The 15,167-nt window shown below is 50.4% G+C and carries 14 protein-coding genes; 10 read left to right on the plus strand and 4 right to left on the minus strand.

Annotation, left to right across the window (positions count from 1 at the left end; translation table 11 throughout):
• Window positions 1-2: 2 nt before the first annotated feature.
• The 3 genes from EXG77_RS07840 to EXG77_RS07850 are packed head-to-tail and all read right to left on the minus strand — an operon-like array spanning window position 3 to window position 4,209.
• On the minus strand, window positions 3-533 hold the full coding sequence (locus tag EXG77_RS07840) for a glycerol-3-phosphate acyltransferase (protein ID WP_052017121.1): 531 nt from the start codon (window positions 531-533) through the stop codon (window positions 3-5).
• Complete coding sequence (locus EXG77_RS07845) at window positions 530-3,139, minus strand: DEAD/DEAH box helicase (protein WP_035397344.1); 2,610 nt, start codon at window positions 3,137-3,139, stop codon at window positions 530-532. The genes EXG77_RS07840 and EXG77_RS07845 overlap by 4 nt, the downstream gene beginning before the upstream one ends.
• A gap of 29 nt (window positions 3,140-3,168) precedes the next feature.
• Window positions 3,169-4,209 carry a tyrosine-type recombinase/integrase gene (locus EXG77_RS07850; RefSeq protein ID WP_035397346.1) on the minus strand — a complete coding sequence of 347 codons (1,041 nt, stop codon included), beginning with the start codon at window positions 4,207-4,209 and terminating at the stop codon, window positions 3,169-3,171.
• Window positions 4,210-4,638: 429 nt separating this feature from the next.
• Between EXG77_RS07850 and EXG77_RS07855 the strand changes: the two genes are divergently transcribed.
• The 9 genes from EXG77_RS07855 (at window position 4,639) to EXG77_RS07895 (ending at window position 13,774) form a co-directional block, all read left to right on the plus strand.
• Window positions 4,639-5,040, plus strand: coding sequence for a CoA-binding protein (locus EXG77_RS07855; RefSeq protein WP_023468336.1), 402 nt, complete (start codon window positions 4,639-4,641; stop codon window positions 5,038-5,040).
• A gap of 178 nt (window positions 5,041-5,218) precedes the next feature.
• A complete protein-coding gene (parE, locus tag EXG77_RS07860) occupies window positions 5,219-7,189 on the plus strand; it encodes a DNA topoisomerase IV subunit B (protein ID WP_023468335.1) in 1,971 nt (656 codons plus the stop codon).
• Window positions 7,182-9,587 (plus strand): DNA topoisomerase IV subunit A, encoded by a 2,406-nt coding sequence (gene parC, locus EXG77_RS07865; RefSeq protein WP_035397349.1) that lies wholly within the window; start codon window positions 7,182-7,184, stop codon window positions 9,585-9,587. The genes parE and parC overlap by 8 nt, the downstream gene beginning before the upstream one ends.
• A 299-nt stretch (window positions 9,588-9,886) precedes the next feature.
• Window positions 9,887-10,357, plus strand: a complete 471-nt coding sequence (locus EXG77_RS07870; protein ID WP_230088538.1) for an NUDIX domain-containing protein — start codon at window positions 9,887-9,889, stop codon at window positions 10,355-10,357.
• 286 nt (window positions 10,358-10,643) lie between these two features.
• The gene (locus EXG77_RS07875) at window positions 10,644-11,291 is read left to right on the plus strand and encodes a hypothetical protein (RefSeq protein ID WP_035397351.1); all 648 of its coding nucleotides are present in this window, start codon (window positions 10,644-10,646) and stop codon (window positions 11,289-11,291) included.
• Entirely contained in the window at window positions 11,288-12,082 is a 795-nt protein-coding gene (locus EXG77_RS07880) for a DUF3307 domain-containing protein (protein WP_035397354.1), read from the plus strand. Before EXG77_RS07875 ends, EXG77_RS07880 begins: the two co-directional genes overlap by 4 nt.
• 46 nt (window positions 12,083-12,128) lie before the next feature.
• Window positions 12,129-12,680: a histidine phosphatase family protein gene (locus EXG77_RS07885; protein ID WP_035398499.1), complete on the plus strand. Its 552-nt coding sequence runs from the start codon at window positions 12,129-12,131 to the stop codon at window positions 12,678-12,680.
• The gene (locus EXG77_RS07890; RefSeq protein ID WP_238987928.1) at window positions 12,674-13,537 is read left to right on the plus strand and encodes a ComEC/Rec2 family competence protein; all 864 of its coding nucleotides are present in this window, start codon (window positions 12,674-12,676) and stop codon (window positions 13,535-13,537) included. Before EXG77_RS07885 ends, EXG77_RS07890 begins: the two co-directional genes overlap by 7 nt.
• Window positions 13,538-13,558: 21 nt before the next feature.
• A complete protein-coding gene (locus EXG77_RS07895) occupies window positions 13,559-13,774 on the plus strand; it encodes a DUF3006 domain-containing protein (RefSeq protein WP_023468328.1) in 216 nt (71 codons plus the stop codon).
• Between the two features lie 33 nt (window positions 13,775-13,807).
• On the opposite strand, the gene EXG77_RS07900 is transcribed toward EXG77_RS07895, so the two are convergent.
• Window positions 13,808-14,035, minus strand: coding sequence for a hypothetical protein (locus EXG77_RS07900; protein ID WP_023468327.1), 228 nt, complete (start codon window positions 14,033-14,035; stop codon window positions 13,808-13,810).
• A 222-nt stretch (window positions 14,036-14,257) separates the two neighbouring features.
• Here EXG77_RS07900 and EXG77_RS07905 point away from each other — a divergent pair, with 222 nt between their 5' ends.
• Window positions 14,258-15,166: a MoxR family ATPase gene (locus EXG77_RS07905; RefSeq protein ID WP_023468326.1), complete on the plus strand. Its 909-nt coding sequence runs from the start codon at window positions 14,258-14,260 to the stop codon at window positions 15,164-15,166.
• Window position 15,167 lies beyond the last annotated feature (1 nt).

Below are 15,167 nucleotides of genomic sequence, written 5' to 3' on the forward strand. Positions count from 1 at the left end.
CCTTATGTAATGACTGGCTTGTGAAGTGCATCATGAGCCCACAGGACAAGTAGACTTACGGCAACGGTACACAAGATATTGATGGGTCCCGCGTCAAAGTAGACAGGGAGTAACGGGAGCAGAACAACCGGAATCAGCCCCGCTTTGACGCTATCTTTCGTTACGAGATAAGACAGACCGAGTATGCCTAGTCCGGCAAGATATGCCCACGGCGTGATGGCGAAGACGATTCCGGAAAATACGGCATACCCTTTACCGCCGCGTCGCGGATGAAACAATGGAAACAAATGACCGATAAGTACGGCAAGAGCGACCGGATAAAATGCGTCTGTGATCTGTAATGCAAGAACCGTCTTCGCGGCATCAAACAGGTACACGAATAAAAAAGCCGGGAGCCCACCGGCGCGATGGGCGTTGCGGGCACCGATGTTTCCGGAGCCGATCTGAGCCAAATCGGTACGACTGACGTACTTCCAGAGCGTACCGCCAAGAATACTACCGATAAAGTAACCAAGCAGGAGATCAAGGATCACCGATGTTCCTCCTTTGTCGTTACGAGATGAACGAGTTCCTTGACGGTCAAGGCATCACTGTCTGGAGCCGTCAGGACAGCATCGACCATCTGGGCTTTTCGATCTTGTAATTCCGTCATCTTTTCTTCGATTGTCCCGCGTGTCAGCAGTTTGATGACCGTCACGTCGGACTGTTGTCCAAGCCGGTGAGCGCGATCGGCAGCTTGCTGTTCGACGGCCGGATTCCACCAGCTGTCAAAGAGAATGACGGTATCAGCAGTTGCGAGATTCAGTCCCGTCCCGCCCGCTTTTAAAGAAATCAAGAAGAGATCGACTTCACCGTCATTGAACCGATCGCATAACGCCACCCGGTCTTCGAGTGGTGTCTCACCCGTCAACAGGAAGTGGGGGAGGTGACGTTGCGCGAGATCCGAGCGAATACGCTCGAGCATTTGTGTATACTGCGAGAAAATCAAGATCCGCTTTCCGACGGCCCGTTTTTCGACAATCAATGAGAGCAGACGCGTTCGTTTTGTTGCCTCCCCTGTGTATCCCTCAACGAATAAACCTGGATCGTTGCAAATTTGCCGCAAACGCGTTAACCCAGCTAGTAACTTCAAACGATCTTCGCGTTTCGTCTCGTCTAAGTGTTGCAGCGTCTCCAGTTGCAATTTGGCAAGATACGACGCATATAACCGTTTTTGGTTCGGACCGAGCTCGACATAATGATGCTCGATCTGTTTCTTCGGTAAGTCCTGTAAGACATCTTGTTTCTCACGTCGCAATAAAAACGGTTGGATGAACTGTTGCATGTCATCGAACGACCATTTCTCAAACGTCATTAGATCCGGCAGTAGCTCCGGAAACAAGACATGGAAAATCGACCAGATATCACGCGGTCGATTCTCGAGCGGTGTGCCTGTTAAGGCGAACCGTCGTTTTGCTTGCAGATGCCGCAGTTGACTGACTGTTTGTGACTGCGGATTCTTCAAGTGCTGGGCTTCATCAAAGAAGACGACGTCATATACAGGATGAAGACGGACGTCGGTCCGAAGCGTCGTATAGGAGACGATCGTTACCGTATCGTCAGGTAAGTGCTCCAGTTTGCGGAGTCGGCTGGCTTGAGAACCCGTGACGACATGAACCGGTCGACCGGGTAAAAAGCGCTTCAGTTCCGCTTCCCAGTTGCGGAGCAGTGACGCCGGCGCGACGACGAGCGCACGACGGGCAGGAATCGTCGCGATATAACCAATCGCTTGAATCGTCTTCCCGAGCCCCATCTCATCGGCTAGGATCCCGTGACATCCTTGTGCGTCAAGATTCTTCAGAAATTGGATACCCGTCCGTTGATACGGATAGAGTCGTGACTCTAACGAATTCGGCAAGTCGAGCTGGAATCCTTGTCCCGATTTCAATTCAAGCCATTTCTCGAGCAAATCGGCATGGAGATGGAGGACGGAAGCGCCAATTAGATGCTTCATGTTCCGGACAGCAGGTAAGACGATTCGTCCGTCGCGTAAGTCGCGTTCACTTGCTTCCATCTGAGCGAGGACCCGTTGTAACTGCTGAAAAGCCCTTGTTTCTAAAGAAACGAACTGTCCGGATTTCAAGCGGTGATAGCGCTTTTGTAAGACGAGCGACTTCAGGACACGTTTCAGCTCGTCTTCCGGAATCCCGTCCATCGAGAAGTTGAACACGAGCCAATCGAGGCGGTCCGTTACGTCGACTTCGATCCGCGGATGGAACGGACCTTTTGGTAACGTCGTCCGGATCGCTTGTGTTGCAAATAACTCCAGTTGACCGAGCGCAACCCGTTCGTCAAGCAGACTCCGCAAAAAGGCATACTGCGCGGCGTCACCCGTGATGATGTATCGCATGTCTCGTGGTGTTGCTTGGAATTCACGTAAGAAGCGTAAGACACTTTGCTCCGTTACTTGATCCCGTCCAGCGTAAATCGTCTCATCGAGCGGATTCAGCTGAATCCCTTGATAATCAAACGACACGCGGACTTCGACTTCCTGAGCCGTTCGGTCGAGATGGAGTTTGACGATTGGTGTCCCGGAAACGATTCGTTCTTGTAAATCAGGACTGAACGAAACATCGGCGACTCGCTGCAAATACTCCGTCTGTCCAAGCAGACGATCAAAGTAGGATAGGGACAGTTGATGCTGCTGATTGTCCGTCAATCGTTTTAGCGTCACGACGGGTCCTGTCAGTTCGAAATGAATCGCCACCCGACGATCCGGTGTGAGACTGCGTAAATAATGGCGCGCGCCAGCGTCATCGACTTGAAACGCCGTGAAGGGACGAATCTGCGGCGATAGCGGCGTCGGTGTACCGTGCGCCTGTACATGATGCATCGCTAGTAAAACAGCGACGATATGTCCACAAAACGATGTATCCATCGCAAGTGATGGACAATTACAGCCGGCGTCGACACCGTGCGTCTTGACGCGGACCGTCACCGTGAATCGTTCCTCACCGTCGACACTCGCTTCGATCAGCTCGTCGCCCATTCGATAATTATGCAACGTGACCTTTCGAGCGGCGACATATTTCTTTCCCCGTCGAAAGGCATAGGCATCAGACATCTGTTTGATTTTGCGTTCACTGAGCCCGTAATTCATGACATCCCTCCTTAGTTAACATAATGTTATTATCGTTCACCATCGAATAAATCGACGGCGCGTTTTTTCTCCGAATCGCCGATGTGGGCATAGACTTGTGTCGTCGCGACGGATTCATGACCAAGTAACTGCTGGATCGTCAGAACATCGACCCCACCGGTCGCAAGACGTGTCGCAAACGTATGCCGCAATTTATGCGGTGTAATTTTTTTGCGCTCTAAAAAGGGCAGGACTGGCTTTAATCGTTCCGTGTGCCGCTGCAAAATATGCTGGACTGCCCGTGGACTGAGTGGTTTCCCATGTTTTTGAAAGACAGGCACGGCGCCGCTCGTTGGCATCTGATAATGAATCGCGTATTTACGTAAGGCGATCCGGGCTGGTTTTGCGAGCGGAATCAGTCGTTCTTTGTTACCTTTTCCGATGACGCGGAGCGTGTTTTCATGGAAATCGACATCGTTCCAGACGAGTTGAGTCATCTCACTGAGACGCATCCCGCTATAGCCGAGCAGTTGGAATAACGTCACGTCGCGGACGCGGTCTCGTTCATAATGCGAAGCTTCCCGGGTATTCATCTCGACGTTTGACGGTAACAACTGAATCAATTCGTCCCACTCGCGTTTCGTCAGGTAAACCGGTTCCCGTTTTGCTTGTTTCGGACGATTGACTTTGGCGACCGGATTTTCCGACAGCTGACCTGTATCGACCAAATAACGGAATAACGACTGTAATGCTGATAATTTCCGATTGATGACGCTTGGTGCATTTTGTTTCGTTAAGGCAAGGTATTCAGCGTAAGCTTCGATTCCTGCTGCGTCGATCTCGACGAACGCTTCGAGTGGAATATCCCGCGCCGTTACTTCTTCACCTGACGCTGCAGCGACAAATTGAAAGAACGCTTCGTAGTCGTAAACGTAGCGACGCATCGTCGCTAACGAGAAATGTTTTGCTGCTAACTGATCCAAATAGGACTGAATGAAGCGTGGCATCCGCTCATAACCGGGAATCGCTGGTGCTGTAGCCGAAACGGTCGTTTTATGTATCGTTTTTCCTAGGTTTTTAAATAAACTCATCCGACAATCACCCCTCTAGTGGTAGTATACCAAACGTTGGTGCGTCAGACACTTGTTTGCGTGAAATAGTTATTTCACGCAACGTTAAATTGTCAGACAGGGAGCTCTCAGTTGCATCGACAAGGTATCAGGCGGGTCGTTGATCAACTCGATGCACGTGAGAATTCAACCTATTTTTATCGTTTTTGAGCTACAACATTCTCTTTAATGACAATAATAGTATTATGTCACCTCAATCATCAAAAAAGAATGAATATTCAATTTCGCTCTCAGTTGCATCGAGAAGTCGTTCGACGGGTCATCGGTCGACTCATTTGATTTCAAGACGATTTCTGAAAAACGTCGAAAACGTGCTCGATTTCGCATACTTCATCTCGGTTCGGGTATAGAGTGTTAGGTAAGAGTTATTTTCATAAGGGGGAGTTCTAGATGATTACCGATCAACAAGCACGTCAATATTTGAAGGATGCGAAACGCATTGCCGTCGTCGGCGTCTCGAGTGATTCCGGAAAGACCGCGAACTGGATTGCTGACTACTTAGTCCAACACGGATACGAAGTCATTCCAGTCAATCCGACATTAAACGAGTGGAACGGTCAGAAAGTCTATCCGAGCGTCGCAAGTATTCCAGGACACATCGATATCGTCGATGTCTTCCGTCGGTCTGAGTTTTTAGCGGATGTCGCCAAAGATGCTGTTGCTCACGGTGACGTCGGGATGATTTGGAATCAGCTTGGTCTCTCGAGTGTCGAAGCAGAAAGTCTCGCACTTGGTGCTGGTATTCCATATATTGAGAATCGTTGCATCAAAATCGAGCATCAATATCTGTGAGTCATCGCACGATTTCAGGCATCTTCACCCGTTCGTGAAGGTGTCTTTTTTCATGCGCTTTACAGGTTATGCTTGTCAGGAAGCAAGAAGATGCCTACAATTAGAGACAGACTACTCGAAATAACGAACGAACGTTTGTAAAAACGACGTCGTACTTTCGAATTTTGAGGTGAAATGAATGGCGACAGACTTAAATAACTACAATGATGATGCCATACAGGTGCTCGAAGGACTCGAAGCAGTCCGGAAGCGCCCAGGTATGTATATCGGTTCAACCGATCACCGTGGACTTCACCATCTCGTCTACGAGATCGTCGATAACGCGATCGATGAGGCACTCGCAGGGTTCGGGGAACAAATTGACGTTACGATCCATAAAGATAATGCAATCACGGTCCGTGACCATGGACGTGGGATGCCAACGGGGATGCATGCGTCTGGAAAACCGACTGCTGAAGTCATCTTCACGGTCCTTCACGCTGGTGGTAAGTTCGGTCAAGGTGGATATAAGACGTCTGGTGGCTTACACGGCGTCGGGGCGTCGGTCGTTAACGCCTTGTCAACGGATCTGAAAGTGACGATCTTCCGTGACGGGAAACAATATGAGCAAACGTTTGAAAACGGTGGGATGCCGAAGACGACGTTGCTTGAAACGGGTACGACGCGTCAAAAAGGAACGAGCGTTTACTTTAAACCAGATGGCTCGATCTTCAGTACGTTGACATACAACTACGATACGCTCGCGGAACGCTTACGCGAATCCGCTTTCTTGCTGAAAGGTCTGAAGATTACGCTGACGGACGAACGGTCCGATAAACAGGACATCTTCCAGTACCAAGACGGTGTCAGCGAATTCGTCCAGTACTTGAATGATGATAAAGATACGCTTCATCCGACGGTCGCGTTCGAAGGTACGGAAAACGAGATCGAAGTCGATATCGCCTTCCAGTTCACGGATGCGTACTCGGAAAACGTCCTGTCGTTCGTCAACAACGTCCGGACACGCGACGGTGGAACACACGAAGTCGGTGCGAAGACGGCGATGACGCGGGTCATGAATGAATACGCCCGAAAGAACACGCTCTTGAAGGAAAAGGATAAGAACCTTGACGGAAATGATATTCGCGAAGGGTTGACGATGATCGTCTCGATCCGAATTCCGGAAGAATTCCTTCAGTTCGAAGGACAAACGAAGTCGAAACTCGGTTCACCGGAAGCACGGACGAGCTGTGACGCTGTCATCAGTCGTCGTCTCTCGACGTACTTGGAAGAGAACCCGCAAACGGCGACGCTGTTGATCAAAAAAGCGATCCGCGCAGCGCAAGCTCGTGAAGCAGCACGCAAAGCCCGCGAAGAAGCACGAAACGGGAAAAAGAAGAAACGCTCGAGCATCTTGAACGGAAAACTGACACCTGCTGCTTCGAAAAACGCGGACAAGAATGAATTGTTCCTTGTCGAGGGTGATTCTGCCGGTGGTTCTGCGAAACAAGGACGGAACCGGACGTTCCAAGCGATCCTTCCTCTCCGTGGGAAGGTCTTGAATACGGAAAAAGCGAAACTCGCTGATATCATGAAGAATGAAGAAATCAACACGATCATTCACGCGATTGGCGGCGGTGTCGGAGCCGATTTTGACTTGTCGGATTGTAATTTCGATAAAGTCATCATCATGACCGATGCCGATACCGATGGCGCGCACATCCAAGTCTTGTTATTGACGTTCTTCTTCCGCTACATGCGCCCGTTGATCGACGCCGGGAAGGTCTTCGTTGCCTTACCACCGCTCTATCGTGTCTCAAAAGGAAAAGGCAAATCGGAGAAGTTCGAATATGTCTGGGACGAAGAGACGCTCAAGAAAACGACGAAGAAGTTCGGTAAAGGTTATATGATCCAACGTTACAAAGGACTTGGGGAGATGAATGCACCACAGCTCTGGGAAACGACGATGGATCCTGAGACACGGACGTTGATTCGGGTCACGATCGACGATGCTGCTGTTGCGGAAAAACGCGTCTCTGTCCTCATGGGCGATAACGTCGGGCACCGCCGAACGTGGATCGAGGACAATGTCGCCTTCGGTCTCGCGGAAGACCTCTCGATCATCGAGAATGAGCACGTGACGAAAGAGAGTGTGAACGAACATGTCTAATCTACAAAACATCCTGAACCTGTCGCTCGAGCAAGTCGTCGGCGACCGGTTTGGTCGTTATTCGAAATATATCATCCAAGATCGTGCCTTACCGGATGCCCGGGATGGTCTGAAACCGGTTCAACGCCGTATCTTGTATGCGATGCATACGGAAGGCAACCTGTTTGACCGTGCTTACCGGAAATCGGCGAAGACGGTCGGTGTCGTCATCGGTAACTACCACCCGCACGGTGATTCATCGGTCTATGAAGCAATGGTCCGCTTGAGCCAAGAGTGGAAACTGCGTTACCCGTTGATCGATATGCAAGGGAATAATGGATCAATCGACGGCGATAGCGCGGCAGCGATGCGGTATACGGAAGCCCGTTTATCAAAAGTTTCGAGTCTGATTCTCGACGGGATCAACAAACAAACCGTCGATTACACGCTGAACTTCGATGATACGACGGAAGAACCACTCGTCTTACCGTCACTCCTGCCGAACTTGCTGATGAACGGTTCGACGGGGATTTCCGCCGGTTATGCAACCGAGATTCCACCGCACCACGCGGGAGAAGTCCTCGATGCTGCAATCGGTCGGATTTCCGGTACGGTCCAGAACGTCGATGACTTGTTGACGCACATGCAAGGTCCTGATTTCCCGACTGGTGGTGTTGTTCAAGGGCTTGACGGCATCAAGAAGGCGTTCGAGACAGGACGCGGGAAAGTCATCATCCGCTCGCGCTCAACGATTGAGACACTGCGGGGTGGTCGTCAGCAAATCGTCATCACGGAGCTCCCGTATGAGGTCAATAAAGCCAATCTCGTTAAACGGATGGAAGAACTCCGTCTTGATAAAAAGGTCGAAGGTGTCGCTGAAGTCCGTGATGAGACCGACCGCGACGGCTTACGGGTCGTCATCGAGTTGAAGAAGGAAGCGGACGCAGAAGGTGTCTTACACTTCTACCTCAAACAGACTGACTTACAAATTGCCTATAACTACAACATGGTCGCGATCCATGAACGGACACCGCGGCAAATGGGCGTCTTGACACTACTTGATGCGTATCTTGCACACGTCAAGGAAGTCGTCATCCGCCGGACAGCGTTTGATCTCGAACAAGCGAAACGCCGTCAGGAAGTCGTTTCTGCCTTGATGACAGCAATCTCTGTCCTCGATGAGACGCTTGCCTTGATCCGATCTGCGTCGAACAAAGCGGACGCAAAGGAGAAGCTGATCGCGCGCTTCAACTTCACGGATCGCCAAGCGGAAGCCGTCGTTATGCTTCAACTTTACCGGTTAACGAATACCGATATCGTCGAGTTGCAGGAAGAAGCTGCGAAACTCGAGAAGGAAATCGCTCGTCTTGAGAAGATCCTTAACGATGAAAAGACACGGAATCGTCTGATCATCAAGGAATTGACAGTCTTGAAGGATCAAGTCGCGGACAAACGTCGCTCGACGATCGAAGCGGAAGTTGAAGAACTGAAGCTGAAGACGGAAGTCATGATCGCTGTCGAAGAAACGATGGTCTTCCTGTCAAAAAACGGTTACGTCAAACGTTCGTCGCTCCGTTCATTCGGTGCCTCGAACGACTTACCGGACTTGAAGGAACAGGATCGTCCATTGCTCCAAGGGCAAGCGATGACGACGGATCACTTGATCGTCTGGACCGTTCGCGGGAATTACTTGCTGATTCCGGTCCATCAATTGCCGGATACGAAGTGGAAAGATGGCGGTCAACACGTCGCGAACCTCGTTCCACTCGAACCGGGTGACCGGGTTCTCTCGGCGGATCTCGTCCGCTCGTTCGACGAAGCACAGCATTGCTTGTTCGTGACTCGTCAAGGGATGGTCAAACGCTCGAAACTGAGTGACTACAACGCCCAGCGGAAGTCAAAACCACTTCAAGGTGTCCGTTTGAAGGCAGACGACGAAGTCTTGTATGCTCAGGTCTCAACGGGTCAAACGGAGCTGTTCCTTGCAACACAGAACGGTTTCGGTCTCTGGTTCACGGAAGACGACGTTCCAGTCGTCGGTGTCCGGGCAGCTGGTGTTAAAGCGATCAACCTGAAGGATCAGGATGTCGTCGCGGGTGCAATTGGCTTCAAGGAAGCACCACAGATCGTCCTCTTGACGCAACGGGGTGCCTTGAAGAAGATGCGCCTCGCGGATCAGTTCCAAGTCTCGAGCCGTGCGCTCCGTGGCTTACAGTTGCTCCGTGACTTGAAATCGAAACCACACCAAGTCGCAGCATTGATCGACGTCACACAAGCGAAAGAATTGGTCCTCAGCGGAAAAGAGCAGGAAAAAACGATCCAAATCGGTTCGTTATCGTTCCTCGACCGCTTATCGAACGGTTCATTTGCCTACGATGAAGAGAAATTCGGTCCCTTACTCGACTGGTATACACGATAAGACGAGGCTCCTCCGGATAACGGGGGAGCTTTTTTAGATCTAGCGGGGCAGGAGAGGGGGAATTTTGAGACGAATGCTCGGAATTTTGAGATTTATCGCTATAAATATCGTTTACAAATTGAAACACTGACCAATAACGGCTACAATAGAAGAAATAGTCAGGTCACGATTCGTCACGAACAAGCGTCGGGTCACGCGTCTCCGCAGCTTTGCTTATAGCGTCAATTGATCAAGCAGCTACGGGACCGTCCCTTTAGCTGCTTGTTGTGCAATCTGCCGACCTTGGAGAGGTGATGAAGATGAAATTCAGACGTCGCGAAAAAGTAGCAATCTATATCACTCGGGAAAAACCTAACGGATGGGAACTACTTGTTTTTCATCCACAATCGGCTCCTGAGAGTGATTGGCAGATCCCCGCAGGTACGATCGAAGATGCTGAAATCGCAAAAGAAGCGGCTGTCCGTGAGACGCTTGAGGAAAGTGGTCTCTCGTTAGCATCCGTCCAGTACATCGGCGAAGAAGAGATGCGCTATCCGGAGCGAATGCGGGTGCATTACACGTATTTCTACCATGCGCACATCGAATGCCAAGAGAACCGCTGGACGCATTGTGTGGCTGGTGACGGTCAGGATTGCGGTGATTTCTTTGATTTCGCGTGGTTGCCACTTGAACGGATCACGCAACTTGAACGCCGCCATCATATATTCCTGGATCGTTTGATTCATCGATTAGAACGGACACGTCCGTATGATTGTCGAAAACACGGTTAATTCCGTGTTTTTTTGTTTTGTCTCACTATCTTAAGTTTACCTTGATTATGAGACAAAATCTTATGACTATTGATAATATATGTTATGTTAACTTGAATAAAAAAATGATTTCCTGGTCAGATTCATTCATCCCCCCTGTCATCTAAAAATCGGTCTATCGTCCTGTTGGTCTTCTTCTTCATTCTTTGTTACTCTAATAACAGTAACACCGCGAATGTTACCTTTTTAACGGTAACAAATCAAATGTTTCCATGATTGTGGCAACAAATGAACAGGAGGAATCGTCATGCAAGCTGTTGCCTTGTCGTTTGATGTCAAAGGCTCCCGCGATTATCCGAGCAAAGAAGCATTACTTCAAGCGCTCCGAGAACTCGCGAACGATCTGAATACGGCATTTCCTACGAGTATCGTTCCGTTCCAAATCAAATCCGGTGATAGCTTACTGGCGGTATTTGCGGATTATCCGGTCAGTTATCCGGTCATGCTGCACTTATTGAATCAAGAATTACCAGGTTACATCGGGATCGGATTTGGTCAATATGAGACGATTTCAACGACCCAAGCTGAAGAAGCCAATGGCAGTGCGATCATTCATGCCTTTGAAGCACAGGAATTGGCGAAGACGCTTCCGTCACAGATCGCCTTTGCTGGACCGCCCTACTTACCGACCGCCCTGCTGAATGGTTATCTTGAGATGCTCTATCCGGCGTATTTCGGGAAGACGGACCGTCAAATTGAGTTGCACCGGTTGATGGATCAATATCCGGATGATACGTATGAAGAGATCGGTTTAAAGATGGGCTTTAAGGAACAAGATGCTCGCGCGAATGTCGCAAAACTCGTCTCTCGCTCGCAGCGTAAGCAACGCAAGCGACTTGAAGCTGCCTTGGCACAGGCACTGGAGCAATTCCAAGTCTGGGAGGCGATTCGGTGACTGTCTTACTTAGCCTTATCCTTGTCCACTTACTTGCTGATTTTCCATTACAGACGAGACGGATGGCGCAACTGAAACATCGACACCGACGCATCTTGTTCCAACATCTTGCCGTCCATGCGTCTCTGATGCTACTTGTCCTCGCGTTCTTCGTCATCCGAGGGCAGTTGACCCTCGACATCGCCGGATGGCTAGGAGGGAGCATTCTCGTGTTTCACGCCCTACTCGATGCTTCCCCGCTCAAACGTCGCGTCAAGCAAGCAGCGGCGTACTGGATCGATCAAGCGTTACATATCGCTGCCATCATTGCCTTGACATGGGTGTTCGTTCCGATTGATTGGTCATTGTCGTTCGGGCGACCTGAGCAGGTCCTCTGGATTCTGTGCTTTAGTTTAGTGACGACAGAGTTACTCGGTCACGGGATTGCTTTGATGCTCGCACCATTTGCTCCGCGCTTGATCGAAGCACATTTCGAGCGAAAAGTGACACGTAAAGAGCAACTCGACGGCGTCTCACGGACCGTCACACATGAAGTCGAAGATTCTGCCCGCAGTTATACGACGGAATTAAACGGGATCGGACGTTATATCGGTCTCGTCGAACGGGCAATCATTACCCTGCTCGTCGTCACGAACGCAACCGGAGCCATCGGCTTCATCATTGCCTTGAAGGCACTGGCCCGTTTTAAACAGTTTGAAGATCGCCGCTTTGCGGAATATTACATCATCGGGAGCTTGCTCAGTATCTTAGGTGCGATTTTATGTGGACTGGCGATTCGCGCCGCACTCTAAATGATGAATGAAAGTGAGGGAGACGGTCTTGACCGTCGCACGAAGCATGAAACAAATTGGATTAGTGAGACATCACCGGGTGACGGAAGGATACCCGACAAAAGGCTGGATCAGCGCCAGCGATATTGAAAAATGGATTGAACGGTATGATACGTCAGACATCGATATTCAACCGGTCGAGCTTGGTCAGATTGACTGGACGGTCTGTTATGCCAGTAGCATGCCACGCGCCGTCCAGACGGCGAAGAGTGTCTACGATAAAGAGATCATCGTGACGGATCTACTACGGGAAGTACCGTTTCCGACGATTCAGTCGAATCTACGGTTACCGTTTCTTGGCTGGGCGGTCCTCGGTCGACTCGCAGCCCCGTTCAGCAAACGGATTCAAGCGGAGATCAAGGAAGCGAATGAACGGATTGAGGTCCTGTTGAATCAACTGATGTTCGAGGATGATGAACGGGTCTTACTCGTCGGGCATGGCGGTATGATGATTTTAATGCGTGCTGCCTTGAAACGGCGCGGTTACCGGGGGCCACGGTTCGGTCATCCGCGTAACGGCATGCTGTATCTGTTCGAGAAAGAGGAACCGACATGTTGAAATGGGGATCAACGATTCTGTTAGCACTCTGCCTGATCGTCATCTTCTATACGACACGGGACGAAGAGCCCCTTGCCCCAACAGAGGGACAAATGGAGGTCTACGGTTTTGACGTCGGTCAAGGAGATAGCACGTTCATCCGGACGAAGGAAGACGCAATCTTGATTGACGGCGGGAATAACGGCAAAGGTGAGGATGTCGTCCGCTACCTGCAAGAATTGGGTGTCAAACGCTTAACAGCAGTCATTGCGACACATCCGGACTCCGATCATATCGGTGGACTTGATACCGTCCTCGATGCCTTTCCAGTCGATAGCGTCTATGCCCCGCGTGTCACGCATACGACAGAGACATACCGCGATTTCCTCTTTGCCGTCAAACGCGAAGGGGTGACGATCAAGTCGGTTAAGGCAGGTCTTGAGATCCCGAGTGAAGCTGCACGCTTTACGTTCCTTGCGCCCCTAACGGACGGAACGCAGGATCTCAACAGTTGGAGTGCCGTTCTGCGGGTCGAACATGGACAGGACCGGTTCCTCTTCATGGGTGACGCTCCGATCCGGACGGAACGACAATTGCTCGAGTCGGATGCCGATCTTAGCGCCGATGTCTTGAAGCTTGGGCATCACGGAGCAGACACATCGTCCTCCCTGCCCTTCCTACAAGCCGTTGATCCGAAGCGAGCCTTGATCTCAGCCGGGCAGGATAATGCTTATCGTCACCCACGTCCCTCCGTTTTACAGGAACTGAAAGCAGAACGGATTACGATTGACCGGACCGATCAAAGTGGAACGATTCAGTATATTTCGACCGGTGACGGCATCAAGGAATCGAACCGGACCGATTTACGACCGGAATAACGAGACGTGGAGGTGCATCAGATGCGATTGACCCTAGCAGATTTTGAAGACGATCTAGCGATTTGCGAAACCGACGAACGCGAGACAATCACGTTACCGAAAAGTCGTTTACCGCGCCAGGCAACGATCGGCGACCGACTTGACTGGACCGGACGTTCGATTCGGATCTTACGCGATGAGACGAACGCACGTAAAAAAGAGATCTCCGAGTTGATGGATGATCTCTTTGAAGAATGATGAGACTCCCTCGGAATGCTGAGGGAGTCTTTTTTAACCGAGTAGACTGATGACGAGTCCAGCGAGGATGCCTGCTGTGAATAAGGAACCGATCGTATACGTCAGCAAACGTAATGCGAATGGGAGCCGACGAATCGCGGCAAAGGCTCGGCGATTCGGAGGTCCTCCAGCAACAATCCGTTGATACTCGTCGATAGGACTGTGAGCAACGTCCTGTTGCTGGTTTAGAGTAGAGTTCGATTCGGTAGTATGTAGTTTCATCTGTCCATCCCCCCTATTCTAATGACTATATCCTTCTATTCGCTAAGTAACTTCATAATCCTGTTTCAATTTTTTTGATATTTCACGAAACTTTTGGATGAAACTGGTAGTATAAAAGATAGACGTATTTCTTTATGCGTGATTCCTGGAAAATCACTAGCAGTTTTTTCTGAATTTTCGTACACTTTAGAAATACGATGCATCTTAAAGGGGGAATCATCTATGTTTCAAACGTTACGTACATCACTCAAACAATCTGTCCTTGGTCAGGACGATGTGATTGATCATTTATTGATGGGCTTGCTCGCAGAAGGTCATGTGTTGCTCGAAGACCGTCCGGGGACCGGTAAGACGACACTAGCAAAAGCACTAGCGCAGACACTCGAAGCGAAGTTCTCACGTATTCAATGTACAGCGGATACGTTACCGACCGATCTACTTGGGATGGAGCTGTTCAACCCGCTGACAGGATCGTTCGAACAACGGTTTGGTCCGCTGTTTGCGAACATCGTCCTCGTCGATGAGATTAACCGGACGACGCCACGGACACAGTCAGCATTGCTCGAGGCAATGGCGGAAGGACAAGTGACGATCGGGGATACCTCCTATACGTTACCGCAACACTTTCTTGTCATCGCGACACAAAATCCATTCGATGGACACGGCACATTCCCACTGCCGCATGCCCAACTCGACCGTTTCTTGTTCAAGTTGTCGTTCGCTCCGCTGACACGTCAGGCGGAGAAGGCATTATTACGTGGAGCACACTTAACAGCAGCCGAACTACAGATTCCGCTCGAACAACTCAATGACTGGAAAGAGGAAGTCATCGCCGTCTCGATCGAAGATAGCGTCGAAAACTACTTACTCGATGTCTGTGACGCACTCCGCGCCCATCGTGACGTTGAGATTGGACCGAGTCCACGAGCGACGCTCGCACTCTTAAAAGCCGCGAAAGCACGGGCCTGGATGCAGGAGCGGACGTACGTCACACCAGAGGACGTCAAGCACTTGGCGACGCCATTGCTTGCCCACCGTCTCGTCTTGACGCTCGAAGCGACGCTGAAGCTATCGAACGAACGTCTCGTCGAGCAAGTCCTCGATTCACTCACTGTTCCAACTGAGGTGTAAT

The organism is Exiguobacterium sp. OS-77, assembly GCF_000414195.2.
GTDB lineage: Bacteria > Bacillota > Bacilli > Exiguobacteriales > Exiguobacteriaceae > Exiguobacterium_A > Exiguobacterium_A indicum.

Bases quoted from the DNA above. Each gene is read 5' to 3' on its own strand.
- EXG77_RS07850 (WP_035397346.1), bottom strand. From the start codon at position 4,209: ATGAGTTTATTTAAAAACCTAGGAAAAACGATACATAAAACGACCGTT.
- parC (WP_035397349.1), top strand. From the start codon at position 7,182: ATGTCTAATCTACAAAACATCCTGAACCTGTCGCTCGAGCAAGTCGTC.
- EXG77_RS07905 (WP_023468326.1), top strand. From the start codon at position 14,258: ATGTTTCAAACGTTACGTACATCACTCAAACAATCTGTCCTTGGTCAG.
- EXG77_RS07900 (WP_023468327.1), bottom strand. From the start codon at position 14,035: ATGAAACTACATACTACCGAATCGAACTCTACTCTAAACCAGCAACAG.
- EXG77_RS07855 (WP_023468336.1), top strand. From the start codon at position 4,639: ATGATTACCGATCAACAAGCACGTCAATATTTGAAGGATGCGAAACGC.
- EXG77_RS07875 (WP_035397351.1), top strand. From the start codon at position 10,644: ATGCAAGCTGTTGCCTTGTCGTTTGATGTCAAAGGCTCCCGCGATTAT.
- EXG77_RS07895 (WP_023468328.1), top strand. From the start codon at position 13,559: ATGCGATTGACCCTAGCAGATTTTGAAGACGATCTAGCGATTTGCGAA.
- EXG77_RS07890 (WP_238987928.1), top strand. From the start codon at position 12,674: ATGTTGAAATGGGGATCAACGATTCTGTTAGCACTCTGCCTGATCGTC.
- EXG77_RS07845 (WP_035397344.1), bottom strand. From the start codon at position 3,139: ATGAATTACGGGCTCAGTGAACGCAAAATCAAACAGATGTCTGATGCC.
- parE (WP_023468335.1), top strand. From the start codon at position 5,219: ATGGCGACAGACTTAAATAACTACAATGATGATGCCATACAGGTGCTC.
- EXG77_RS07885 (WP_035398499.1), top strand. From the start codon at position 12,129: ATGAAACAAATTGGATTAGTGAGACATCACCGGGTGACGGAAGGATAC.
- EXG77_RS07870 (WP_230088538.1), top strand. From the start codon at position 9,887: ATGAAATTCAGACGTCGCGAAAAAGTAGCAATCTATATCACTCGGGAA.